This is a genomic window from Pinibacter soli (assembly GCF_029961145.1).
Taxonomy (GTDB): domain Bacteria; phylum Bacteroidota; class Bacteroidia; order Chitinophagales; family Chitinophagaceae; genus Pinibacter; species Pinibacter soli.
This window is the reverse complement of record NZ_JASBRG010000008.1, coordinates 1-24,778: the sequence shown is the minus strand read 5'-3', so window position 1 is coordinate 24,778 and position 24,778 is coordinate 1. Positions and strand designations below refer to the sequence as shown.

Below are 24,778 nucleotides of genomic sequence, written 5' to 3'. Positions count from 1 at the left end.
TTGGAAAATTTTCTATGTAGAATCTTATTACTATGTCTTATCGATGATGTCCGCAGGATGCCGGACGCGGTGGTTTACAAATATTGCCCACAAGGGCAGCATCTCTTAGCTGATAAGATCATATATGTAACATTTTGTTTTTTCATAATTCTACTAAATAGGTAGAGTATTGATGACACAAAAATAAGAGTCTTATTTTATTATCCTACTAATTTAGTAGAATTTATTTTTTATTTTCCAAAACCGCCTTTTCAAAGAACTGGGTAATTAATAATTAATAAAGAATAATTAATAGGGTAAACCGCCGATTTGAAGAGAGCTTCACTGTTTTTCAACCATTTAGCAACTTCGAATTAATCTTGATGATCACCCTATTAATTCTTAATTATTAATTATTAATTTAAAAATACCCGTCTTTCTTCCTCTGCTCCATCGCTGCTTCACTGCGCTGATCGTCCATGCGGGCGCCGCGTTCAGAGATTTTTGCTGCAAGAATTTCGGTAATGATATCGTCGATATTATCTGCTGTAGATGCTACTGCAGCTGTACAGGTCATATCACCTACTGTGCGGAATCGAACTGTATGATTGAACGGAACTTCCTGTTCAGTTGTGTTCAAATATTCAGATTTTGGCCACAACATGCCATCTCTTGTGATCACGCTTCTTTCGTGTGAATAATAGATGGAAGGAATTTGAAGATTTTCTTCTTTTATGTAGGTCCACACATCAAGCTCTGTCCAGTTGCTGATTGGGAACACACGTACGTTTTCTCCACGGTTAATCTTTCCGTTTAGCAAACCAAATAATTCCGGTCTTTGTTTTTTAGGATCCCACTGACCGAAATCATTTCTCACAGAGAAGATTCTTTCTTTTGCACGCGCCTTTTCTTCATCTCTTCTCGCACCACCTATACAAGCATCAAATTTGAATTCTTCAATGGTATCTAACAAGGTAACAGTCTGCAAAGCGTTACGGCTTGCATATTTACCTGTTTCTTCTTTTACTTTTCCTGCATCAATGCTATCCTGTACATAACGCACGATCAGTTCTGCACCGGTTTCTTTCACGAGCCAGTCACGAAAAGCGATTGTTTCAGGAAAGTTGTGACCAGTATCAACATGCACCAATGGAAAAGGAATTTTTCCAGGCCAAAAAGCTTTTTGTGCCAATCTAACGAGTGTAATTGAGTCTTTACCTCCACTAAACAACAACGCAGGACGTTCAAACTGCGCAGCCACTTCCCTTAGTATATAGATGCTTTCATCCTCAAGGCTGCGTGGAAAAGACGGAATACTTTTACTTGACATTCTATTTGGTTTAAGTTAACCAAGCTGACGAAAATCATGAATTGTCGGCTTGGTTTATGATTTTATTTCATTTAAAAAATTCTGTTCGTCAACGGTCAATGTGAAACGTGAATAATAAGCGCCCATTCACGACCGCACTTTCTCTGCTACATTCACGCCATGCAATCCGCACTCTTTTTGAGAGGTTTCCCACCACCATCTTCCGGCTCTGATGTCCTCTCCCGGCTCGATTGCTCTTGTGCAAGGCTGACATCCGATGCTCAAAAATCCTTTGTCGTGCAGTGGATTGTAAGGAATGTTGTTAGCCGCAAGATATTGTAATAACTGTTCAAAAGTCCAGTCAATTAGTGGGTTGATTTTAATCAGGTTTCTCGCTGCATCGTACTCTGCTACCTTCACTTCGTTTCTGTTTGCCGACTGGTCCGCCCGCAAACCGGTGATCCAGATTTTTGCCCCTTGCAATGCTCTGTTCAACGGTTCTACCTTTCTAATGAAGCAACATTCTTTGCGGTTTTCAACAGACTCGTAGAAACTGTTTGTGCCTTTCGCATTTACCATTTCCTCTACACGTGCCGCATTAGGGAAATACACTTTAACAGGCACTTTGTAACGGGCGATCGTTTTATCGATCAACTCATATGTTTCCTGAAAAAGTCTTCCTGTATCCAGCGTGAATATTCCTATCGGAAGTTTTTGCTTTGCAATCATATAAGAGATCGCTTGATCTTCCTGTCCTAAAGATGTTGAGAAAACAACGCCTTCATTATACAAGGAAACTATTTTCTGCAAGCGCTCTTCAGCTGTTAACGGCTCGAGAGCATCGATGATATCCTGCAAAGTCTTTGAAATATTTTCACTCATAGTTTTTAATTTGAGATTTGCCACAGAAGTACAGAGGAACAGAGATTTTATTTTCAGAAACACAATTACTTTAAATTCCTTTTTCCTCCAACTTCCTTTCAGTGCTTCTGTGTCTCTGTGGCAAAAAAGATGCGAAGCATCAACTAAAAAAGTCCGTCGATAGACAAATATCTTTCTCCTGTATCATAGTTAAACGTTAACACTGTGCTGCCTTCCGGAATTTCACCCAATTTTTTCGCTACTGCTGCTAATGCTGCGCCGCTTGAAATACCGATGAACAGACCTTCTTCTTTTGCTGCACGTTGTGCGTAGTCGAAAGATTCTTCTTTACCTACTTCTATAACACCGTCCAATATTTTTGTATCCAAAATTGAAGGAATAAAACCTGCTCCTAAACCTTGCAATGGGTGAGGCCCCGGGCTACCACCGCTTAATACTGGTGACAATTCCGGCTCTACCGCAAATACTTTTGTTTTAGGGAATTTCGCTTTCAACACTTCCGCCACACCTGTGATGTGACCACCTGTACCAACACCTGTAATGATGTAATCAACACCGTTTGGAAAATCTTTCAAAATTTCCTGAGCAGTTGTTTGACGATGCACTTCTGTGTTTGCAGGGTTATCGAATTGTTGCGGCATCCATGCATGTGGAGTTGCTTCAACAAGTTCTTTTGCTTTTTCAATAGCGCCTTTCATACCTTTCTCTCTTGGAGTCAGTTCGAAAGAAGCACCGTACAAACTCATCAATCTTCTGCGTTCGATGCTCATGCTTTCGGGCATTACCAAAATGATTTTGTAACCTTTTACTGCTGCTACCATTGCAAGGCCGATACCAGTGTTACCAGATGTTGGTTCTATGATAACGCTGTCTTTGTGCAACAAGCCTTTCTTCTCTGCATCTTCGATCATTGCCAATGCAATACGATCTTTAATGCTGGCGCCAGGATTGGCTCGCTCCAGTTTTACGTACACTTTATGTTTATCACCAAACAGTCTGTTGATCTTTACGTGGGGTGTATTACCAATTGTTTCTAGAATGTTGTTAGCGATCATTGTTTTTCGTTTTTATTTTTTGGTTGGAGTTAAAGTCAAAAACTCAAAAAGCAAAAGTCAAAATAGCGTGACTATCTGGTTTTGTTTTTCATCTTTCGGAAATATCCATTTTTGACTTTTTACTTTTTAATTTTTATATTTTAAATCACCCAATTCAACGGTTCGTTATAATCTCTCTTATCTTTTACAGTTACCACGGGTTGGTGATAAGCGATGCTGTGCGCCGGAATGCTGTAGGTGACAAAACAGTTTCCTCCTACAATTGAGTCGCGGCCTATCACAGTTTCGCCGCCAAGGATTGTGCTGTTGGCATAAATGATCACGCCATCTTCAATAGTTGGGTGACGCTGACCAGTTGTTTCTTTTTTTACCGCCAATGCGCCCAACGTAACGCCCTGGTATAGTTTCACGTTCTTTCCGATCACCGTTGTTTCTCCAATTACCACACCTGTTCCATGATCAATAATAAAAGGCACTCCAATAGTTGCACCGGGATGAATGTCAATGCCTGTTACTGAATGCGCCCATTCCGTAATGATGCGTGGCACTATCGGCAATTTCAAACTGCAGAGTTTGTTCGCAATTCTGTACGCCGCTACTGCAAGAAATCCGGGATAAGTAATGATCACTTCATCAATGCTTTTTGCAGCCGGATCGAATTCCAACAATGCATTTGCATCAATCACCAACTCTTCTTTTATCTCGTTCAAAGATGAAAAAAACGGATCGCAAATATTTGCTTCATAGTATTTGCTCTTTTCATCAAATGAGTATAGAATATCAAGCAAGCCGTTTTTCAAAGCCTCTGCTTTGCGTTGGTGCTTGTTAAGAAATGCCTGTTCATTTTCCACAATTGGGAAAAGATAATTGATCACATCCTGTGCAAACTTTATTACCGCCTCTTTCTGAGGAATGTTTTTGCTGAGTATATATCCGGGATATTGATTCGCCATATTCGTTTATTAGTTGTTTAGGGTGGACAGATGTTGTTCTATACTGTTTGACACAATTGTCTTTGCCAGTGCATCGCCATTTGCCGCAAACGATTCTGTTATGTTTGTAAAACCTGCTTTCTTCAAAGCTGCTGTTGTGCTCGGGCCAATGGAGAACACCACATTTGCTTTATCAAAATCAAGTTTGTTTTCTGCTAGTAATTTTTCAACTGCATCTACTGCTGATGGACTTGCAAAAGTGATCGCATCGAATTTTGATTGCAATTGCTTCAGTTCGCCTTCATCAAAATCAGGTTCTGTATTTTCATAAGCTGTTACTTGCGTAACAGTTGCTCCAAGTTGGCGCAAGTCTTCTATCCAACCTGTCAAGGCTTTGTTGCTTGTTGGATGCAGCAAATGCAATTCGTAAGGCTGCGGACATTGATGTAACAGATAAAGCGCCATTTGTTGTCCTGTGAAAATATTTGGCGTTACATCGCTGTCAATGCCATAGTGCTTCAATACTGTTCTGGTTTCTTTGCCTACAGTCGCCACTTTGCAATTGTGCAGATAGCGTGCGTCTTTTCCTGCTTTGGCCAGGTGTTTGAAAAAAGCGTGCACACCGGCAACAGATGTAAACGCCAGCCAGTTGTATTGATGCAGATTTGCAATTTCGTTTTGCAATGCTTCGTTCTCTTCTGCAATTTCTATGTCGATCAAAGGAACATGTGTAACCATAGCGCCTTCTGCAACAAGATCAGCATACAAATTTTTCAAAGAGTTGCTGGCATGTGTCAGCAAAATATGTTTGTGTGTGAGCGGCTTGCTTTCGAACCACTCTAAAGGTTTGTGATATTTTACCACTTCACCTACAACGATCAGCGCTGGCATGCCGATTTGTTTTTCAGCTGCAAGGCTTTCAATGTTGTCAAGTGTGCCGGTTACTGTTCTTTGCAGTGGCGTAGTTCCATGCTCGATGATTGCGATGGGTGTATCTGTAGATTTACCGTGAGCAGATAGGTTTTGTACTACCTGCGGTAAATTTTTCACGCCCATGTAAAACACTATCGTTCCGTCGAACGCTGCGAGCAAAGGCCAGTTGATGATTTGTTTATCGGCAGTTTCTTTTTGATGTGCCGTTACAAACAACACTCCTGTCGATGCTTCACGATGTGTGACCGGTATACCCGCATAAGCAGGAACCGCAATACCGGCCGTTACACCGGGAATTATTTCAAAATCAATTCCGTGTTTTATCAAATAATCCGCTTCTTCCGCGCCTCGGCCATATACGAATGGATCACCACCTTTGAGACGAACGACGATATTGCCATCTACAGCGTACTCCAGCAGTTTTTCATGAATGGCGTCTTGCCTGTTTGCACATGCAAAAGGCAATTTGCCTACATAAATCTTGTTTGCTTCCGGTTTGCAAAAGTCAAGCAAGCGACGGTTTACAAGGTTGTCGTACAAAACAACATCGGCTTTTTGTAATACTTCTTTTGCCTTCAACGTCAGCAAGCCTTCATCGCCAGGACCGGCTCCCGTGATGTACACTTTAGATCGTATTTTCTTTGGCGTATTCATATTACAAAAGTCCTATTTTTTTAACTCATTTTCTAATCGAGAGAAACCGTGTACGATGTACGAAGTACGGTGTTCGAAATCCATTTGGATGTACCACTGTGAAGAAATTCGTACATCGTACTCCGTACATCGTACATTATTGCTCACTCTCCATGAAAATCTGTGGTCAAATTCTTATGTTCAATTACTTTTTTTCTTACCAGGAAGTCTCCGAAATGCTCGTCTTTCCCTTTTTCCGCGGCAAACTGGCCGATCAGCGGATCGAGCGTGTTCAAGATCTCTTCTTCGCTTAATGATTCTTTGTAAAGAACGTTCATCCTGTCACCTTCGAAAGATGCACCGAGGTAAAGGTTGTATTTTCCAGGAGCTCTTCCTACAAAGCCAATTTCACCTAAGTAGGGACGACCGCAACCGTTAGGGCAACCGGTCATACGAATGGTGATCGGCTCGTTTTGGAGTTTATGTTTTCCAAGCAAACCTTCGATTTTGTCTACCAGTTCTGGGAGGTATCTTTCACCTTCGGCATTTGCCAGCGGACAAACATTCAGCGCTACGCAAGCCATAGAATGCAGTCTCAAAGGCGTTTTATCCTGCTCAGGTAAAATATTGTACTGCTTTAAAAGCTTGTCGATCTCTGGTTTCTTCCTATCGCTGATGTTTCCAAGCACTACGTTTTGGTTACCAGTGAGGCGGAAATCACCATCGCTGATTTTTGCGATCTCACGAAGACCGGTACGAAGCGGATATTTCTCCGTGTCTTTTACGCGGCCGCCTTCTACAAACAGCGTGATGAACCATTTACCATTGGCGCCTTTCACCCAACCATAACTATCGCCGTTAGTAGTGAATTTGAATGGTCTTGCCGGTTCGATATCGTAGCCTAATCTTTTATTGAGTTCCACTGTAAAGAAGTCCAAACCAATTCTTTCAATGGTATATTTCATTCTCGATAAACGACGATTTTCCCTGTTGCCGTAGTCGCGTTGAATGGTCAATATTTTTTCGCACACGTCAACAACCTTGTCGGTTGGTGCAAAACCAATTACATTGCCAAGACGAGGATGCGTTGTGTTGTCACCGAAAGTCATTCCCATACCGCCACCAACGCTGATATTGAAGCCGAGCAGTTTTTTGTCTTTTTCTATTGCGATCAAACCAAGGTCATGCGCAAAAACGTCTGTATCGTTGTACGGAGGAATTGCGAGTGTGATCTTGAATTTTCTTGGCAGATATACTTTTCCGTAGATCGGTTCTTCTATTTCTTCTGTTAAACCATTGCCCGCAACCACTTCATCATTCAACCATATTTTATAGTAAGAAGAAGTTCTTGGGTTCAGGTGATCGCTGATTTGTCTTGCAACATCCTGCACATCATCGTGAATGTAGCTGGTGTTTGGATTCACTGTGTTCATCACGTTTCTGTTCACATCACCGCAGGCTGCGATGGTGCTCAACAATGAATCATTGATCTCTTTGATCGTATTTTTCAGGTTATGCTTTAGAATGCTGTGCAACTCGAAAGCCTGTCTTGTTGTGAGTTTCAGCGTAGGCATGCCGTATTTATCAGCAATATTGTCGAGGTCGATCCATTGTTTTGGCGTAGCCACACCACCCGGTACACGCACACGGATCATGAACGAATACAAGGGCTCCAGCTTTTGCGCCTTGCGCTCTTTGTCTAACTCACGGTCGCTCTGTACATATGAACCGTGAAATTTTATGAGTTGCTGATCCTGCGCAAACAAGTTACCAGACACCTGGTCGTCCAGGCTCTCAGGCAATGTACCACGCAGGTATTGACTTCTCTCTTTTATATGCTCTACTTCGGAAAGTTTGCTTTTATCTTCGTTCATAACAAGTTGATGGTTAGAAAGGAACGCTGATTTTCATGATTCTCAAGATTTATCAAGATTTAAAATCAGCTTCCTGTTAAGATTACTTTTAGATTTCTTGTTTAAAAGATCAGCGCAAATCATGACAATCTGCGTCATCTGTGTTCCTTTTCTTAGTAGACGTCTTCTTGTAAGCGTCCAGCCTTAATCAATTCTTTCACAAAATGCACGGCTTCTTCGTGGCTGATGGCTGCTTGTTTTTCTACGATGTCGATCAATGTGTTTCGCACGTCCCTCGCCATTTGTTTGGCGTCACCGCAGATGTAGAAGTGAGCGCCTTCTTTCAGCCATTTATATATTTCCACCGCATTTTGTTGCAAGCGATGTTGTACATAAATTTTTTTATCGGTGTCGCGGGAGAACGCTGTATTCATTTGCGTAAGCGCTCCGCTTTTCAGGTGACGCTGCCATTCAAGCTGGTAAAGGAAGTCGGTGGTGAAATTGCGATCACCAAAGAACAACCAGTTTTTTCCCTTTGCTCCTGTCGCCGCTCTTTCTTCAACGAAAGCTCTGAAAGGCGCGATACCAGTGCCAGGGCCAACCATAATCACCGGCGTATTTTCATTTTCCGGTAAACGGAAAGATTCGTTTTTTTCTATGAAAACATCTACAGAATCGCCAACATTCAACAACTCCGCAATGTGGTTCGAGCAAACACCTTTGCGTGCCCTTCCGCAGGTTTCAAACAATACCTGCCCGATGGTTAAATGCACTTCCTCTTCATGCTCTTTGATGGAAGATGCGATAGAATACAGTCTCGCTTGTAATGGCAATGCAAGGTTGATGAACTCTTCTGCAGTGATGCCGTGGGCATAATCAAGAACGATGTCAAGCACATCTTTTCCGTAAAGAAAAGCAACCAATTCTTTTTTGTTGTCGAGAATGGTTTTTAATGCCGCCGCATCTTTTTCATTTTTCTTTTGCTCCGCATAGTGCAACAATTTCTCCAGCAATACACCGGAAACTGTTGTTAACTCTACATGACTTGTAAGAATTTCTTCGAGAGAAAGTAAGTGATCTTTGTAAACGAGTGTAGAAGCGCCATCCCATTTGGTTTGTGCCAACACTTCGCTTACCAGTGTGGAATTATTTTTTGCAAAAATACCAACAGTGTCACCTGGCAAATATGTCAAGCCGCTGCCTTCGAGTGACAGCTCCAAATGATATGTTTTCTTTTGCGAACCGCGACCGTTCAATTGCACTTTCTCAAGAACGGTTGCTGCAAAAGGATTTTTTCTATTGTAAACAACTTTCTTCACTGCAGGCGCTGCTACTGTTGCTACAGTTGATTTTGCCACAACGGAAGTACCGTTTGTATGATTAAGCTGTGCTAGTAATTTGGTAGTAACATTTTCGATCCATTGTTCAGCGGCTTCTTCAAAGTCCACATCAGCATCTACCCTGTCGGCAATTCTATCGCCGCCCAGTTCTGCCAAACGTTTGTCAAAGTCTTTCCCAGTCTGGCAGAAGTTAACATAACTCTGATCGCCCAGTGCAAGTACTGCATATTTTGCGCCACCAAGTTTAGGTGCTTTACGGTTGTGGATAAACGCATGTAGATCTTCAGCTGCCGGAGGAGGATCTCCTTCACCGTGGGTACTAACGATAACGAGCAGGTATTTTTCGTCTTTCAACTTTGTGGCATTGTACTGGTTCATGTCCTGAAGGGAAACAGATAAACCCCTTGCCACCAATTTTTCATGTAAAGATTTCGCTACACTCTTGCTGTTGCCGGATTTGGAACCAAACAAAACGGTCACTGGTGTGGCCGAAACATTTGCAACCTCAGCCGGCGCGACCGTCTCCTGCACGTTAGGGAACTGGTTTAGAAGGTCAAGTATTTGCTTGTTTGCCTGGTTCAATCCGGTTAAATATCCGGCAAGCCATTGCAGTTGCTGCGGTTCAAAACTCTTTAATAATTGTTGCACCTGCTGCTTCTCGTTAGCAGTAAATAATGGTGATGTTATCGTGAACTGTTCGTTACTCATGGCTGATTTTTAATAAAAAGCCCTCCGTTAAGAAGGGCAATGTAAAAACGTACATAAATGTTCGGCCCCCCGGCAAGCTACCGTGAACAACAACATTTAATATGTGACATGTTTAATACCATATTCGATTAGTGGTACGAAAATAAAGAGTATTCCCTATATCTCCTATAATTTTTATAGGAATTATTAGAAAATTTTTTATCCAATTGATTATCAAATAGAAAAATCAGATGGAAAATTTACATCTTTATTTATTAGATCGCGTAATGACTTCCCACCCAGTACTTTTAAGGTTACATCGCGCACCTCTAAAAAGGCACCTCTGATGGGACATTTCGGCTCCGGGTAGGGACAAATGCGACAAGGCTCATAAAATACTTTACTCACACACGGCAGGAGTGCCACTGGACCGTCCATTGCCCGCATGATCTGCACCAGCATGATTTCTTCTGGTGCTTTGGTTAGATAATAGCCGCCGCCCTTTCCGGTGCGACTTCCCAAAATGCCAGCTTTTCTCAATTCCAATAAAATGGCCTCAAGAAACTTATAGGGAATCTTCCTTTCTTCCGCGATTTGATTGATCGGTATATATCCTTGCTGATATCGCTCACCCAAATACGTTAATGCATGGATGGCGTACTGCGCTTTGTTTGATAGCATAGGTGGTAAAATTAACTTTTTTGGTGAAACGAGGAAGTTCAATTAAGAATTAAGAATTGGAGGTCACCGTAAGTGTTGCCAATGTCGATAGTGAAAGACCGCTTGTCATTACGAGGAACGAGGGATGGCAAGAAAGCGGCTTTTTATTTCTCGAACAGTCAATCAATTCTTAATTCTTTTCTAAATGTCACAAGCGGTATTATGAAACTTTAGCTATTTCATATCTTACTCACTACACCATAAAACCCTCCAACCATGAAAGCACTGATTGCTATTATTATTCTATTATCCACGAACATTTTCATTGCCTGTAGCAATGACCGCACATCTCCGCCTTCAACAAGGACAAAATCAAAAGTCAGGATGAAGTTATAAATCAATTAGGAAATGGATCGCCGTGAGCGTTGTGGCCACAAATAATGAATGACAAGCAACACAAAGGCTCCAGTAATTTACATTGTAGCATCGAGCTGCTATCCAAATTATAAGAGCCTTCGTCTGCCGGATTCCTAATTCTTAATAAGGTGAAAAAGCCACCCGGGTTTAGGAGGGGCGGCTTTAGGGTTAAACCGATTTTTTCGTTTTAACTACGATTACAATTGAGAAAGCTCAAAATTATTGTCAACCTTACAATTTATCAATAAGCCCTTCTACTCCATTATAAAATTGGGTAGTTACACCTATATTTTCAATGCAAGTTTATATCGTACTTTATCATATGTAAGGCTCTCCTGTAAAGACAATTAACCATTACTAATGTAGATGACAAACCTGTTTTGCAGGCTCAGGAAGAAATGCTTCTCCTCGTGCCAAAATATTTTTCTTTTACTGTTCATTTTTTTCGCGTTTTGTACAACTTCAGCGCAAGCAAATGGAGATGAAAATTTCGAGAACATTGGCGAAAACGATACAACTGCCATTCTTTCATTGATACACAAAGGAGAGGATCTTTCTGTACCTTCAACAGCCTTTCAGAATCTTTCAACCGCTCTCGATGAGAGTTATAAACTTCACTACAGCAAAGGGATTGCTTTTGCGCTTGCCGGACTCGGCAACTGGTATTTTGGCAACGATATCAACAGAGCCGTTTATTATGGCAACCTCGCCCAAAACATTTACGACAAATACAATTTAAACGACGTAAAACTTAAAGCGAAAATCCATTTACTGCTTGGCACTTCATTGCAGGAAAAAGGCATTCGCGATTCCGCAGGATATTATTTTTTCTTTCTGGCAGATGATATAAAAAACCCTGAGATCAATGATCCGGTGTTCGAGATCAATGCTTATGTAAAACTTACTGCCTTTCTGATAGATATCAATTACAACGCCACACATCTTCAGCGGATAGGAAAAGAATATATTGACAAGGCCCGTTCTGCAATATATCGTACGAAAGATACAGCCGAGGCGCGTCTTAAACTTTGCTTTCTGGAAGGCATGTATTACCATGGCATCAAGCAATACGATTCTGCGCGATACTATTATTTACAAATACTTGACAAAAAGAGTTTAAAGAACATCAACACTGCCAGAGTAATCGCCATCTACCTCAATCTTTCGTCCATATATCTCCAGGAAAAGAATGCAGACAAGGCAATGATGTATGTGCAGAAGATCATCGACATCAGCAAACAACCCGGCAACCAGCAATACCTCTTGTACTACATGTCTATCACAAACATCATGCACGCAAGGGTGTTGTTCCTTCAAAAAGAATATGAGCAGGCGCTTTCCTTGATTAACTATACGCTGGATAAACTCAGGAAAAATGACAATGTGCTGAATAACGAAATTATTATCGGGTACGAAACCGCGGCAGAATGTTATGAGGCTCTTGGGAAATTTAATGAAGCGCTGGCGTATAAAGACAAGTACACAAAACTGCACGACAGCCTGATGCAGAAAGATAAGCTGGACATGATCAGCCAGCTTGAGATGCGCTACAGCATTTCTGAAAAAGACAAGGAGATTGCTAAACAACAACTTACCAAAACTGAAACGGAAAGCAGGATTCGGAAGAAGAATTTTTGGATCGGCGTTATTGTGCTGATCACAATTGGCCTCATGATTATTTTCCTGTTATGGCAGCGCAACAATCTTCACAAACAAAAATTACAACAGGAAAAAATTAACAGCTTCAACAAACAGATTGAAATTGAAAAACTGAATGCGGCCATTAGTGGAGAAGAAAGAGAACGAACGCGTATTGCGCGTGACCTTCACGATGGCATTGGGGGAATGCTGGCTGTTTCCAAAATGAATTTTGAGATCTCAAGGCAAAATGTAGAAGCTCAACATAGAGAGGATTTTCAGGATGGTATTAAACTACTGGAGCAGGCAGCCTCTGAACTAAGAAAAACCGCCCATAACATGATGCCCCAGATCCTTCTGGAGGAAGGCCTTGTGGATGCAGTGAAATACTTCTGTGATGGTGTAGCCAAATCCAACGCGCCGGACATCAGCTTTCAGATTTTCGGAACACCAAAAAAATTCGCTCCGGAATTTGAGCTGGCCATTTACCGTATCGTTCAGGAACTTATACATAACGTTATTAGACACGCCGACGCAAAAAACGCCATTGTGCAATTCAATTTCCATGAAACCAGCTTTACAGTTACAGTTGAGGACGATGGCATTGGGATGTCAACTGAAGAAGGCATTAAAGGAATGGGAATGCGAAGCATACAAGATAGAATCACAACAAACCACGGAACAATTAGCATTGAAAGCAGGAAAAATGAGGGAACTAGTGTATATTTAGAATTCGAATCACAACCCGAAACTATACAACTGATATGATAAATGTGGCAATAGCGGATGACCATTCTATTGTATTAAATGGCTTGCAAAAAATCCTCGCTTTACACCCTGATATAAACGTGACCGACGTCTACCTTAATGGCGACAGTCTTCTCGAAGGCTTGGAAGTCAAACAACCTGATGTTTTATTACTTGATATTCAAATGCCCGGTAAAAATGGTATCGAAGTCGCCGGTATCATCAGCAAGAAATTTCCTGATGTAAAAATGATCGCTCTCACTAATGTTGATATACTTATCCAGGTAAAAAAAATGTTGCAAAAAGGCTGTCTGGGTTATCTGTTAAAAGATGCCAGCCCGGAGATATTGGTGGAGGCGATAAAGACCGTACATACGGGTGAACAATTTTTATATGAGCCGCTTTCAAGGCAACTTGTCAATAATTTCTTCTCACAAAATTCCAAACAGCTTACCCGCCGCGAAAAAGAAATCCTGCAACTTATTACTGAAGAACACACAAACCAGGAAATTGCAGATAAACTTTTCCTTAGCCTTCGCACTGTAGAGAACCACCGCAATAATCTTTTACAAAAATTAGATGTAAAGAATACTGCAGGATTAGTGAAGATTGCGATACAGGAAGGATTGGTGAAATAGTTAGGAGTTAGAAATCAGGAATTCAATGTCGTTTAGTTAAGCAACTTTTCAATTACTTGGTTGCTATATCCAGGAACGAAAGGCCGCTTGTCATCCCGACGAAGGAGGGATCTGCGTGATTGTTTACGCATAGTATTCGTTAGTGTTAGCCCCAGATCCCTCGTTCCTCGGGATGACAAGCGAGATGCTTTTGTTTTTTCAAACAGCTTAACTAAACGACATTGAATCAGGAATTAGAAAATAGAATCTGGTGAGCTCGTTCGCTTTGTAGTTTGGACCGTTATAAAAAAAACCAGACCCGAACTCTGTTAAAAAGCCGGATCTGGTTGATTGGTTTTCCTATTTATCTTTATTTCAACCTAATTGAAATACACTTCTACCCTTCTGTTCACCCACTGCTGCTCTTTGCTTAGATTGCCAATAATATATTTAGTTTTACCAAAAGCCTCTGTTTTAATTCGGTTTGGATCTATGCTATGTGATATCAAGTAATCTCTACATATTTCAGCTCTGGCTGTTGATAACTTCATGTTATAATCATTACTTCCCCTCAAGTCAGTAAATCCGCTCAATGTCACATTCACCTTAGGGTCAGCCTTCATCGTATTCGCTATCTGATCAAGTTTGGTATAAGACTCTCCTTCTAAATAAGAGTGATCGAAACTGAAATAAATAATATACTTATCATACTTAATCATGTTGTTAAAGTCGTTGTCTACATCAGTATTTCCCTGACCGTTTCCACCTCTACCAGCGTTCGCTCTACTTACGTCATCCAATTTCCTAGTTATCAGGTCAAGCTTGTTTTGAACATCCTGTATGGCCAAATTTTCACCGGTACCTTGTTGCTCACCATTATCAGCCGACGTTGACGATGAATTCTGTTTATTTCCGCCATTCTTCGTAGCCATCGAGTTTTCACTTTTACTATTTTTCGAACTGTAATAGTAGTTGTAATAATAGTTGTTAATAGTGCTGCCGCTGTGGGAAGTCGAAGATTTATGGTTTTTGCCCAACGCAAAATTCAATGAAAGCATAATGGAACTGTAGCGGTCATTTTTGTTAGGGTTAGCAGCTTTGCTGAAACCATCAAGATAATCGGTAAAAGTAATACGATTGATCCATTCAAGTTTCAGTGCAACCTTGTCAGATACATCATATTTCAACCCTACACCCACAGGAAGAATAGGAGCAAAGAAGGAGTGGCTTTTAGCAGAATCCTCTGACGCACGTTGCTGGAGGTTTTCGCCAGCAAAATAATTGAAATCGGATTTGCTCCAATCATTTTTAACCTTCAGGTAACTAACTCCCGCACCACCTAATAAATAAGGATTTAAACGCCAGTTGGCTTTTGCAAAAGGCGTCCATTGAGCCATTGCAGTAAGTTCTGCAAATGACGTCGTAAAATTATACTTGCGGTAGTCACGGTAAGCTTCTTTGTAAGAAGACTTTGTATCATCGGCAGTGAACTTTCCAACAGCCCCACCTATACGTAGAGCAAAAGATGGTGAAAATATCCTTGTTATATTGGCTTGCAAACCCGGTGAAATACAACGATATGCGCCCCAAACAGTCGGAGCCAAATCTCCCTGGTAAACAACTATCCCTCCGCCAATGCCAAATTCATATTTTTTAGTTTTAGGTTCTTCTGACACTGAGTCTGTAACAGCCTTTTTACTGGAAAACGTCATGTTTTGTGTGTCCTGACAGTTGGCTGTCGCTGCAAAAAACAGCCCCGATGCCAAAAGAATACTGATCTTTTTGTTAAACTTTTTCATAGTAATTTAATAAGGGCCGGTTTATCAAACAGCACATGAGTTTGTTTTTCCGGGACTGCAAAAATTCAACTAATCGCTAAGAAGCTCTATCGAAAAGAGCCAAAGAAATTGTCTGTTATGCCAAATTTTAGCACAAACAACCTTGTCCAATTATTATTCAACCAGTCGTTCGCAAAACAATTTGATCTGGTGAAGCGAAGTTTTAATTGACAGAAGCGAACCTAAAAGCTGCGCACGAAGCAAGAAGTGAACTTAAGTAACTGATATTTTGTATATATATCTGCAATAAACACCGCTTATGAATATACTGGCCAAACTCACAACGGCACTTTTATTACTAAGTGCATTGCCTTCTTTCTCGCAAAAAATAAAAATTACGGGTAAAGTCACCGACGCTTCTACTAATGAAATTATGCAGGGAGTTTCGGTGAGAGCAAAATCCTCTGGTGCCGGTACTTCCACTAATGCACAGGGTGTTTATTCAATTGATGCCGCCAGCAATGATGTACTTGAATTTACATATACAGGTTATGCCCCTGAAGCTGTTTCTGTTAAGGGAAAGTCTACAATAAACGTTTCCATGAAAACAGCCGTTACCGATCTTAACCAGGTCGTAGTGGTGGGCTCACGCAGTGGGGGTCGCATCCGGACGGAAACGCCGGTTCCGGTTGATGTGATCAGTGTAAACAACGCGACACAGGTTTCCGCAAAAACTGATCTTACTTCTCTTTTAAATGTTCTCGCCCCTTCTTTCAACTATAACAAACAAAGTGGTAGCGACGGTGCAGACGCTATTGATCTTGCAACTTTGCGCGGCCTTGGACCCGATCAAACCTTGGTACTTATAAACGGTAAGCGAAGACACCAGACAGCTTTTGTGGCATTGTTTGGCACAAGGGGCCGCGGCAATTCCGGTACCGATCTAAATGCTATTCCGGAAGCGGCTATCGACCGTGTCGAGATCCTGCGCGACGGAGCATCTGCCCAGTATGGCTCTGATGCCATAGCGGGTGTAATTAATATCATTCTGAAAAAAGACGTCAAACATCTTAATGTGAGCGCAGGCTGGGCAGGGTATGATGATCACAAATACAATTCGTTGAATGTTATTACGCCTAATGAATATGTAACCGGCCACCAAATTGACGGCGGTGCATTTAAACTTGGGCTTGATTACGGCATACCCATAGGAAAGAACAATGGCTATCTGGACCTGGGCGCTAATTTCCTTACGCAGGGCAAAACATTCAGACAAGTGCCTGACACGAATGTTACCACAAACGACAAAGCTCTTCCGGTAAATACTGGTCGCCGGGCAAATGGTGATGCTTCCGTACAAAGCGGAGGACTTCTATTGAATGCAGAAATCCCAATCGCTCATACCAAAACGACCGCTTATTTTTTTGGAGGATATAATTACAAAGAATCTAACGCATATGCCTACTCCAGAAACTTTTCCGCACGGCCGGACCGTTTTCCAACCGATGCGAATGGCAACCTTGCATTTGTACCGGATATTATGCACAAGGTAAATCCGGGCGACCCGAACAGTGAGATCTTTTTCAATCCATTGATCGATGTACATATTACCGACGCTTCTTTTTCCGGAGGAGTTAAAGGTATACTGGGAAAAGGCTGGGATTGGGACTTGAGTAATACCATTGGTGAAAATGATTTTCACTACTACGGTCAAAAAACATTCAATGCATCGCTAAATGCCGAAGGAAAAAACCGGAATCGTTTTAACGATGGCGGCTTTTCATTTTTGCAAAACACGTTCAATATTGACATCAGCAAACATTTCCCTTCAATACTGAATGGTTTTACATTTAGCTTCGGTGGTGAATACCGTTATGAACAATACAAGATTTATGCAGGAGAAGAAGCGTCTTATAAAAACTTCGATCCTGATAAAACGGTCATCAATGCAGACGGTGATGAGTTTACTGTTGCCGCCGGCTCTCAAGGGTTTCCGGGCTTCCAACCGGGAGATGAAGTAAAGGCGCACCGCAACAACCTCGGCCTTTATGTGGATGGAGAACTGGACGTTACAAACAAATGGTTGGTTGGCGGCGCCATCAGGTATGAAAATTACAGCGATTTTGGGTCTCTCGCCACTTTCAAATTTGATACCCGCTATAAAGTTGCCAGCAACTTTAATTTGCGCGGTTCGGTGAGCACAGGTTACCGCGCACCATCATTACAACAAATTAATTTTAGCAACACCTTTACCAATGTGCAGGGAGGAAAAATATTTGAAGTAAAAATTGCCCCCAACTATAGCCCGATCACAAAAGCTGCGGGCATACCAAATTTAAATCAGGAAAAATCGCTCAATGCAAGCCTCGGTTTTTCATGGAAGCCAGCGAAAAATTTTACCATAACTGTTGACGGTTATTTGGTAAAGATCAAGGACCGCGTGGTGCTTACCGGACAGTTTGATACATCGGTAGCGGCAATAGCGCCGATTCTCGAAGAACTAAATGTAGCGCAGGCGCAATTCTATGCCAATGCGGTGAACACGACAAACTACGGCTTGGATGTTGTAGTGAATTATGATAAAACATTTAAAAAGAACAGCCTGAAAATTGTGCTTGCTGGTAACTTCCAGCACATGACGATCGACAACATCAATATTCCAACAGCATTGAACGATACATATGAGCACCAACAGGCGTTCTTCAGCGATCGCGAGCAGAAGTATGTGCTGGCTTCCGCGCCGCCCGTAAAACTTGGATTTAATCTTGAGTACGGCAACAGGTTCCGGGTTGGTACCTATCAAACCTATTTTGGCAAAGTAGAGATACTTGGCTATGGTTACGAAAACACCTATCCGCCACTGGTAGCGCTAGACAAAACAGGGGAACTTGTGCCTGAGCAATTCAACTATAATGGCAAACTTGTAAGCGACCTCTACGTAACATATAAATTCACAAAAGTTATTTCGGGTTCTCTAGGCTGCGACAACATCTTCAACGTTCACCCCGATCTGGGCATTGTAAAAGGAGCTAACATGTCCGCTTATGATGGAGAAGCCGGCGGCCCCTGGGATCCGGTTCAGATGGGCTTTAACGGAAGAAGACTATACGCAAAAATGTATTTTAAATTCTAGCAGAATGTAACGGGTCACCACTTGCCGGCAAAGTACCGGCTACGGCACTGCCTGCTAACGACAATCGACCATTAATCCGCAATCAAAAATCTCTGTTTTCAACATTCAGTTGTTCAATTTTCAACTGCAAACAACTCTTATATTTGGCGAAATAACCCTCTGTTGAAGACAGCCGTATACACCCTGAAACAATTTGTTATCTATTTCATTCTTTGTATTGGAACATTTCTAATGCTTAAAATGATCAGCGAACACTTTACGCTAAAAGATGACGTTGGCTTTCTTAAGCAAAAACGGGATTACCTTCATATTAAGGTGTGGCGAGCCGCGTTTTACATTCACGTTTTCTCCAGCATTTTCACGTTAATGTCGGGCTTCACCCAATTTTCGAATTATGTTCTACAATACCACAAAAGCTTTCACAAGATCATTGGAAGGATTTACGCTTTTGATATACTCTTTATAAATTTTCCTGCAGGCATGGTCATGGCATATTACGCAAATGGTCATCTGCCTTCTAAAATAGCATTTACCATTCTCGATGTACTTTGGTTCACGTTTACACTTACTGCATTGTTGGCTATACAAAATGGCGATATTAACAAGCACCGGAACTTTATGATAAGAAGCTATGCGCTTACTTTTTCTGCCATTACCCTTAGAACATGGAAGATCGTTTTTACTCACACCATACATATTGATCCGGCACACATCTACATGATAGATGCATGGATGGGCTTTGTGCCAAATTTATTATTTGCCGAGTTTCTTATTTGGAACAGGAGCAGCAAGAGACTTCTATTATCTGCCAAATGAAAGCGCAACAAAAAACAATATTATATATGTTACAAGCAGAATAAGAACAAAAAACACAACGCACCAAAAAAAACGCTTATCGCAAAAGCGCGACTGTGGCCATTCGCAAACAGTTTCTTTGATCTATGTTTAGGATGAGGTTTATGTTTTAAAAAAACAAAGCCGATTTCTATCTTTCAAACGGAAAACTGAGCAGTATAATGATACCTCCTCCTATAAGAATTACTACAAAAGCTAAAAAGCCCACAACTATACTGATTTCTGTGGCATAGCTGTTTTCGTTTGCCATGAGCTTTTTTTTGAGACTGCCGACAAGAAGATATGATACAATAAAATCAGTCAGCAAAAGAAATAATGCAAGAATGATCTGCATGTGAATTTGTTTGGGGTTAAAGATTTATAGAGAAGCTCCTGGTATTATCTTTCCAGGCGAATATTGTACAACGTTAAAGCAATTACGGCACCTAAAAGAATTGAAAAATAATTAAGCCAACTAACATACGTGTACTCTTTTATTTAGAAATTTAGATTTGTTTCTTAAAATAGAATTTAGTTACGAAACATCAAAGCATGTACCGCTACCGGACAAAATTCAACCGCATCAATGTCCTTTTTCTAAATAAAAACATCCTATTACTAAATTTTTATGACTGATTCGGAAAAAGAAATGACAACCTCTGCCATACATTTGCTTTAGCAATCCCCTAAGCTATCATAATGCACCCACAGATGAAAAGTTGTATGTATAACTAACCTATACTGACTATCCATACAACTGTTGTCGATTAATAAATACCATTTTAAAATATTAATGGTTATCAATTGAATTCATTTATGAAAGTGCAGTTTACTAAGAAAGAAATCGGCCGCCAGTGGCTCGTAGACCTTGTGAATGACATGAACACAAAGTTGTCATCAAACATCTCAATTGTTAATGACAGGGTTGTATTTCCTGAAAGTATAGCATCGGGTACATGCTCCTATCATCAGGTGGGGCCCGATGTTGAAATAACTATATTCAATCTCACATTTAATGTAGCGCTTACTGTAGAGCGACTTGCCCATACGGAAGATAATTTTTACTGCATGCACATTAATTGCAGCCCATCAGAAGTTACACACGTTATAAACAAAAAAGCGCAAAAAATCGGTGGGCCTTTAAACTCCAGCTTACTCTGGTGCGCTTCGGATACAACTTCTTCATTTCAGCTTGAAGCCGGAGCACCGTTTCAGGCGATTGTCATTTCAATGTCGAAAGAATACATACAAAATTTCCTTTGGGACGATCCCTCGTCTTCTCATTCATGCGTACTGAGAACTCCGGATACCGAAACATGCCACCTCGCGCCAGAGGGCAATCACAAATGCGATCTAAACAGCAATGGTTCCGGCAAATGCAGCATTGACCAGCGATACATCATTTCCCGCAGTCTGAAAAGCAACATAGGAAAACTTAAATACGAGCTGGTACAGGAAATCGTCAACTTCGATAAAAACTCTTCCATTCCGGAGAAGCTTTTCCTGAAAGGTAATATTCTAAAAATTCTTGCGCTGTTTGTGAACCGTATTGCTCAAAAAAAGGAAAGGGCAAAGGGAAATACACGCTTAAATGATGTTGCCAAAATTCTGGAAATAAAAAGGATAATTGATAATAATGCAGACGCTCAGCATCTTTCCCTTGCAGCGCTCGCCAAGTCCGCTGCTTTTAGTAAAAGCAAGCTCAAATCAAAGTTCAAGGAAGTAATTGGCAAAACAACTTACCAATATTACCTTGATGTAAAAATGGAAAAGGCAAGATCTATTCTGCAAGACAATACAGTGTCAATTACCCATCTTGCGTTTGAACTGGGTTTCAAATCAACCAGCCATTTTTCACAATCATTTAAAAAACATTTTGGGGTAAGCCCAAAGTTTATGTTGGAAGACGGTTTGAGACGAACGAAGTAAAAAAATTATCAAAGACCGCGATTATTTGATTCTTCAGAAAAAATTACTGACATGGCGGGTAGTCAACACTAAAAAGATGGCTCTCTATCAACTCCTCAAAATAGAAAAGTTGTGAGCAAATGCAGGTCACATTTTTGTGATCAAATTTGTCAGAAAATATAAGAACACTTAGATCAAAAACCAGTTGTGCAATAAAACAAACACTCCTTAGAAAAAGAGTGTTTATATCCCTAAGCCATATCATAACTGGCACTTTTGACGTTTGTCAGGAACATAGATTTAAACCCACAATAATTGGTTGCATTACTAAAGTATTTTGTCCGATTTTATAAACCCAAATTGCCAAATAATGTCTGGCATAAACATTTCAGATCGATGCAGTTTTTATATGCCTGAAGGTTACCAAGCATATTTGCCATAATAAACATCTTTCAAATTAAATTAATTGTAATAAATCCCGGAAAAAAACGTTATACCCGTTATTCCAATATCGACCCATGAAAACACATTTCTACATTTTACTACTTGTTGTCGTTTGCTATTCCTGTAGTTCCACGAACAGCATGTCGTTAAGCGTAAAGATTCCCGCACCAGTTACAATTCGCCCGGAAGTCCGAACAGTTGCCATCGTGGACAGAACCGAAGCAGCTACCGAATCCAAGGTGATTGATATTCTTCATAAAGGTGCATCATTGGAGACAAAAGGGTTACAGGCAGCCGGAGCGCAGTCCAGCTTGCAGGGCCTATACGATGAACTCACACACAACGGACGATTCAACAACATCAAACGATTGGACTATAAACTCACTTCATTTGGTGCCGGTATTTTTCCCAATGCGCTGGCCTGGGATTCTGTGGAAAAAATATGCAGACAATCCAACACTGATATTTTGATTTCGCTGGAATTATTCGATGCACAAACGCAAATAGCCTATTCCGGCAACCCAACGAATATTAAACTCGGTATGACTAGTCTTCCCGTATTAAATCACAACGTGAACATTGCAACCAATTTAAAAAGCGGATGGAGAATTTATGATCCTGCGACTAAATCTATTCTTGATGAGTACGTCGTTGGCAGGTCGCTGAATTTTGCCGGCTCAGGCATAAATCCACTTGAAGCGGCATCTGCTCTTGCGGGGCGAAAAGAAGCGGTGAAAGACGCAGGCAATAAAGGTGGCGCTATTTACGCAAACCGAGTTGTTCCATATTGGCTAAGAGTGTACCGCGATTACTTTGTAAGAGGCAATGAAAATTTCAAGATAGCAAAAAGAAAGGCACAATCCGGTAATTGGGATGGCGCCGCTGACATCTGGAAAAAAGAAAGCGCCAGCAGTGACCGTAAGGCAGCTGGGCGTGCCTGTTATAACATGGCCATTATCTGTGAGATCAACGGTTATTTAGATGATGCCATTGAATGGACACAGAAATCTTACGAAGATTATAATGTTAAGATCGCATTAAAGTATCTTAATATTCTACGCTCCAGGAAAAGAGAGGAAGATCTGTTGAACTACCAGCTTACGAGTGCCAAATAAACAGCCTTTCGAAAAGAGCATATTTGTAAGATTAAGAATCATAATGACTGATCGCCCCGCTTCTTGAAGACCTGGAAATATGAGCGTTTTGATCATAATCGATTTATTTTAATCAACATTAAGATTGTTCGTTTCTATTTCAAAATCATCGACTTATTGCTTATTTGAGTAGGAATCATCACGACATTTAATTTTTTTTAACGATCGCTATACAACGCCTAAATTCTCAGCTCCATCTTTAAATATCATATAAAACCACTCTCAACACGATTGTGCAGAAGACTATTTGTGGTTTAATCTCCTACAGGTCGCTCTTCGGCATACCAGAGCTTTAACTTCACCCAAACCTGCTATTAACACGGGATTAGATAATACCCCAATATATAATTTAATTAAATTAAATTTTTATATTATGGCTTACTCATTCACGCTCAAAAAACGAGAAAAGAAGCACTTTAAATTACTTCCAAAAATTTCACGTAAGGTAAAAGCAAGTGCCAATAGTATTTTAACGGGTTTTAAATTCTTTACGCATTCAATAAATATTAACAATCTTATTTCCCAGCAAGACAGAACTGTCTTGAAGATATTATTCAACGCCTGGGAACAGCGCCTCAATAACCACATCGAAAATATATTAACAAAAACGAACAGCTCATTTTTTTCAACTGGTAACAACAAGCTTGTGGGCACACTTTACGAAACCTGTTTCTTTGATTATCACAAAGTCATCGAAATGCTTAAAAGTAAAAACAGTTTTAGCAACGCTATTAATAGAGTTCTGCTTGATACAATCAGAATAACTTTCCAGAAATTAAATATCTCTTATGAACAACATTGGTATCCTGATTATAAAGACCTTGAAGAAGACAAGATAGGTTACTTCAAAAATCTTTATCATTTTGAGGATCGTATTCAAAATTTGGAGAAGGAGGAAGTTGAGCGTATCTATTTTAAAGTAGTAGATAAACCTTGTAGTCCGCTCGGTTTGTCATCTCCGGAGTGGGATACCAGCAAACTACGTTTGAAGTTAGACGTTGTAAGTGATTTGCTGTCTAACCAAAATCAATTTTTGCACTCATTATCACAAGACCTTTCATAGATTCTCTAAACTTCCGTAGTCAGTTTAGCGCAGACCAACGGAAGTATGCTTTGCAACAATTCGCTTAGTTCATCTGTGAAAGTAACTTTTAAAATTTAAAAAAAATATTATGGTTATTCAAATCAACGACAATCTTAGTTTAATCGATTTACAGCTTGAGTTCAGCAGGAAATTTCCCTTTTTGAAAATTGAGTTTTTTAAGCGCCAGGACTTAGACGATAAATCTACAAAAAACTACATTGTCGAAACGGAAAGTAAGTGTGTTTGCGATGTACGTCAGTCACATGAAGAGGGTGTATTGAGGGTCAATTCCGGTATGACTGTCGAACAGTTTGAGTCTTCACTGATTAGAAAATTTAACCTTCCAGTGAAGGTATTTCGCAAAATGGGTAGAATGTGGCGGGAGACCAGAATAACTAGTAACTGGTCACTTCAGTTGCAAAATGAACATGGCAAACGGAGCGATGATCGTCTCGAACTTTTTTGGTAATCGGCTATCAATTTCCCATGTAATATTATCGGACCACGCTATTCGACATGTTCCGCAGGACATGTCGAATAAAGACAACAAGGGATTTCTTAATCCCTAAATCAACCGCTTGTTTGATAGTGTCGCTATCCTACTCAGCAAAAAATTATTGACAACCTGATTTTAGAATTTTTATAGGGTTTGTATAGTTGTATAGTCCTAAAATAAGTTGACAGATTTTTAAATTGTCCCGGTTGCCTCAGGTGACCGGGATTTTTGTTTGATATACCTGTTCGGGTGTTTGCATGTGTAA

General features: G+C 40.6%; 18 protein-coding genes. 8 read left to right on the top strand and 10 right to left on the bottom strand.

Going from position 1 to position 24,778, the window contains the following annotated elements; all coding sequences use genetic code 11:
* Positions 1–400 precede the first annotated feature (400 nt).
* The 8 genes from cysD to QJ048_RS22580 all read right to left on the bottom strand — a co-directional run bounded on the left by cysD (position 401) and on the right by QJ048_RS22580 (position 10,284).
* Positions 401–1,309 carry a sulfate adenylyltransferase subunit CysD gene (gene cysD, locus QJ048_RS22615; RefSeq protein ID WP_282336732.1) on the bottom strand — a complete coding sequence of 303 codons (909 nt, stop codon included), beginning with the start codon at positions 1,307–1,309 and terminating at the stop codon, positions 401–403.
* Between the two features lie 126 nt (positions 1,310–1,435).
* Complete coding sequence (locus tag QJ048_RS22610) at positions 1,436–2,170, bottom strand: phosphoadenylyl-sulfate reductase (protein ID WP_282336731.1); 735 nt, start codon at positions 2,168–2,170, stop codon at positions 1,436–1,438.
* A gap of 143 nt (positions 2,171–2,313) precedes the next feature.
* Positions 2,314–3,225 carry a cysteine synthase A gene (cysK, locus tag QJ048_RS22605; RefSeq protein WP_282336730.1) on the bottom strand — a complete coding sequence of 304 codons (912 nt, stop codon included), beginning with the start codon at positions 3,223–3,225 and terminating at the stop codon, positions 2,314–2,316.
* A 140-nt stretch (positions 3,226–3,365) separates the two neighbouring features.
* On the bottom strand, positions 3,366–4,178 hold the full coding sequence (gene epsC / locus QJ048_RS22600; RefSeq protein ID WP_282336729.1) for a serine O-acetyltransferase EpsC: 813 nt from the start codon (positions 4,176–4,178) through the stop codon (positions 3,366–3,368).
* Between the two features lie 9 nt (positions 4,179–4,187).
* Positions 4,188–5,744, bottom strand: coding sequence for a uroporphyrinogen-III C-methyltransferase (gene cobA, locus QJ048_RS22595; protein WP_282336728.1), 1,557 nt, complete (start codon positions 5,742–5,744; stop codon positions 4,188–4,190).
* 143 nt (positions 5,745–5,887) lie between these two features.
* On the bottom strand, positions 5,888–7,597 hold the full coding sequence (locus QJ048_RS22590; protein WP_282336726.1) for an NADPH-dependent assimilatory sulfite reductase hemoprotein subunit: 1,710 nt from the start codon (positions 7,595–7,597) through the stop codon (positions 5,888–5,890).
* A gap of 152 nt (positions 7,598–7,749) precedes the next feature.
* Positions 7,750–9,624 (bottom strand): assimilatory sulfite reductase (NADPH) flavoprotein subunit, encoded by a 1,875-nt coding sequence (locus QJ048_RS22585; protein ID WP_282336725.1) that lies wholly within the window; start codon positions 9,622–9,624, stop codon positions 7,750–7,752.
* Positions 9,625–9,837: 213 nt separating this feature from the next.
* Positions 9,838–10,284, bottom strand: coding sequence for an RrF2 family transcriptional regulator (locus QJ048_RS22580; protein WP_282336724.1), 447 nt, complete (start codon positions 10,282–10,284; stop codon positions 9,838–9,840).
* Positions 10,285–11,046: 762 nt separating this feature from the next.
* Here QJ048_RS22580 and QJ048_RS22575 point away from each other — a divergent pair.
* The gene (locus QJ048_RS22575) at positions 11,047–13,086 is read left to right on the top strand and encodes a tetratricopeptide repeat-containing sensor histidine kinase (protein WP_282336723.1); all 2,040 of its coding nucleotides are present in this window, start codon (positions 11,047–11,049) and stop codon (positions 13,084–13,086) included.
* Positions 13,083–13,703, top strand: a complete 621-nt coding sequence (locus tag QJ048_RS22570) for a response regulator (RefSeq protein ID WP_282336722.1) — start codon at positions 13,083–13,085, stop codon at positions 13,701–13,703. Before QJ048_RS22575 ends, QJ048_RS22570 begins: the two co-directional genes overlap by 4 nt.
* 359 nt (positions 13,704–14,062) lie before the next feature.
* Here the strand turns inward: QJ048_RS22570 and QJ048_RS22565 are convergent, their stop codons facing one another.
* Complete coding sequence (locus QJ048_RS22565) at positions 14,063–15,481, bottom strand: DUF6089 family protein (protein ID WP_282336721.1); 1,419 nt, start codon at positions 15,479–15,481, stop codon at positions 14,063–14,065.
* A 298-nt stretch (positions 15,482–15,779) separates the two neighbouring features.
* Between QJ048_RS22565 and QJ048_RS22560 the strand changes: the two genes are divergently transcribed.
* Positions 15,780–18,593 carry a TonB-dependent receptor gene (locus tag QJ048_RS22560; RefSeq protein ID WP_282336720.1) on the top strand — a complete coding sequence of 938 codons (2,814 nt, stop codon included), beginning with the start codon at positions 15,780–15,782 and terminating at the stop codon, positions 18,591–18,593.
* A gap of 162 nt (positions 18,594–18,755) precedes the next feature.
* Complete coding sequence (locus tag QJ048_RS22555) at positions 18,756–19,409, top strand: DUF2306 domain-containing protein (protein WP_282336719.1); 654 nt, start codon at positions 18,756–18,758, stop codon at positions 19,407–19,409.
* Positions 19,410–19,578: 169 nt separating this feature from the next.
* On the opposite strand, the gene QJ048_RS22550 is transcribed toward QJ048_RS22555, so the two are convergent.
* The gene (locus QJ048_RS22550; RefSeq protein WP_282336718.1) at positions 19,579–19,782 is read right to left on the bottom strand and encodes a hypothetical protein; all 204 of its coding nucleotides are present in this window, start codon (positions 19,780–19,782) and stop codon (positions 19,579–19,581) included.
* A 461-nt stretch (positions 19,783–20,243) separates the two neighbouring features.
* Here QJ048_RS22550 and QJ048_RS22545 point away from each other — a divergent pair, with 461 nt between their 5' ends.
* From QJ048_RS22545 to QJ048_RS22530, 4 genes are all read left to right on the top strand, one after another.
* Positions 20,244–21,356, top strand: a complete 1,113-nt coding sequence (locus QJ048_RS22545; protein WP_282336717.1) for a helix-turn-helix transcriptional regulator — start codon at positions 20,244–20,246, stop codon at positions 21,354–21,356.
* 497 nt (positions 21,357–21,853) lie between these two features.
* Positions 21,854–22,894, top strand: a complete 1,041-nt coding sequence (locus tag QJ048_RS22540) for a DUF6340 family protein (protein WP_282336716.1) — start codon at positions 21,854–21,856, stop codon at positions 22,892–22,894.
* 412 nt (positions 22,895–23,306) lie between these two features.
* Positions 23,307–23,996, top strand: a complete 690-nt coding sequence (locus QJ048_RS22535) for a hypothetical protein (RefSeq protein ID WP_282336715.1) — start codon at positions 23,307–23,309, stop codon at positions 23,994–23,996.
* Between the two features lie 109 nt (positions 23,997–24,105).
* Entirely contained in the window at positions 24,106–24,486 is a 381-nt protein-coding gene (locus tag QJ048_RS22530; protein ID WP_282336714.1) for a hypothetical protein, read from the top strand.
* Positions 24,487–24,778: the final 292 nt, after the last annotated feature.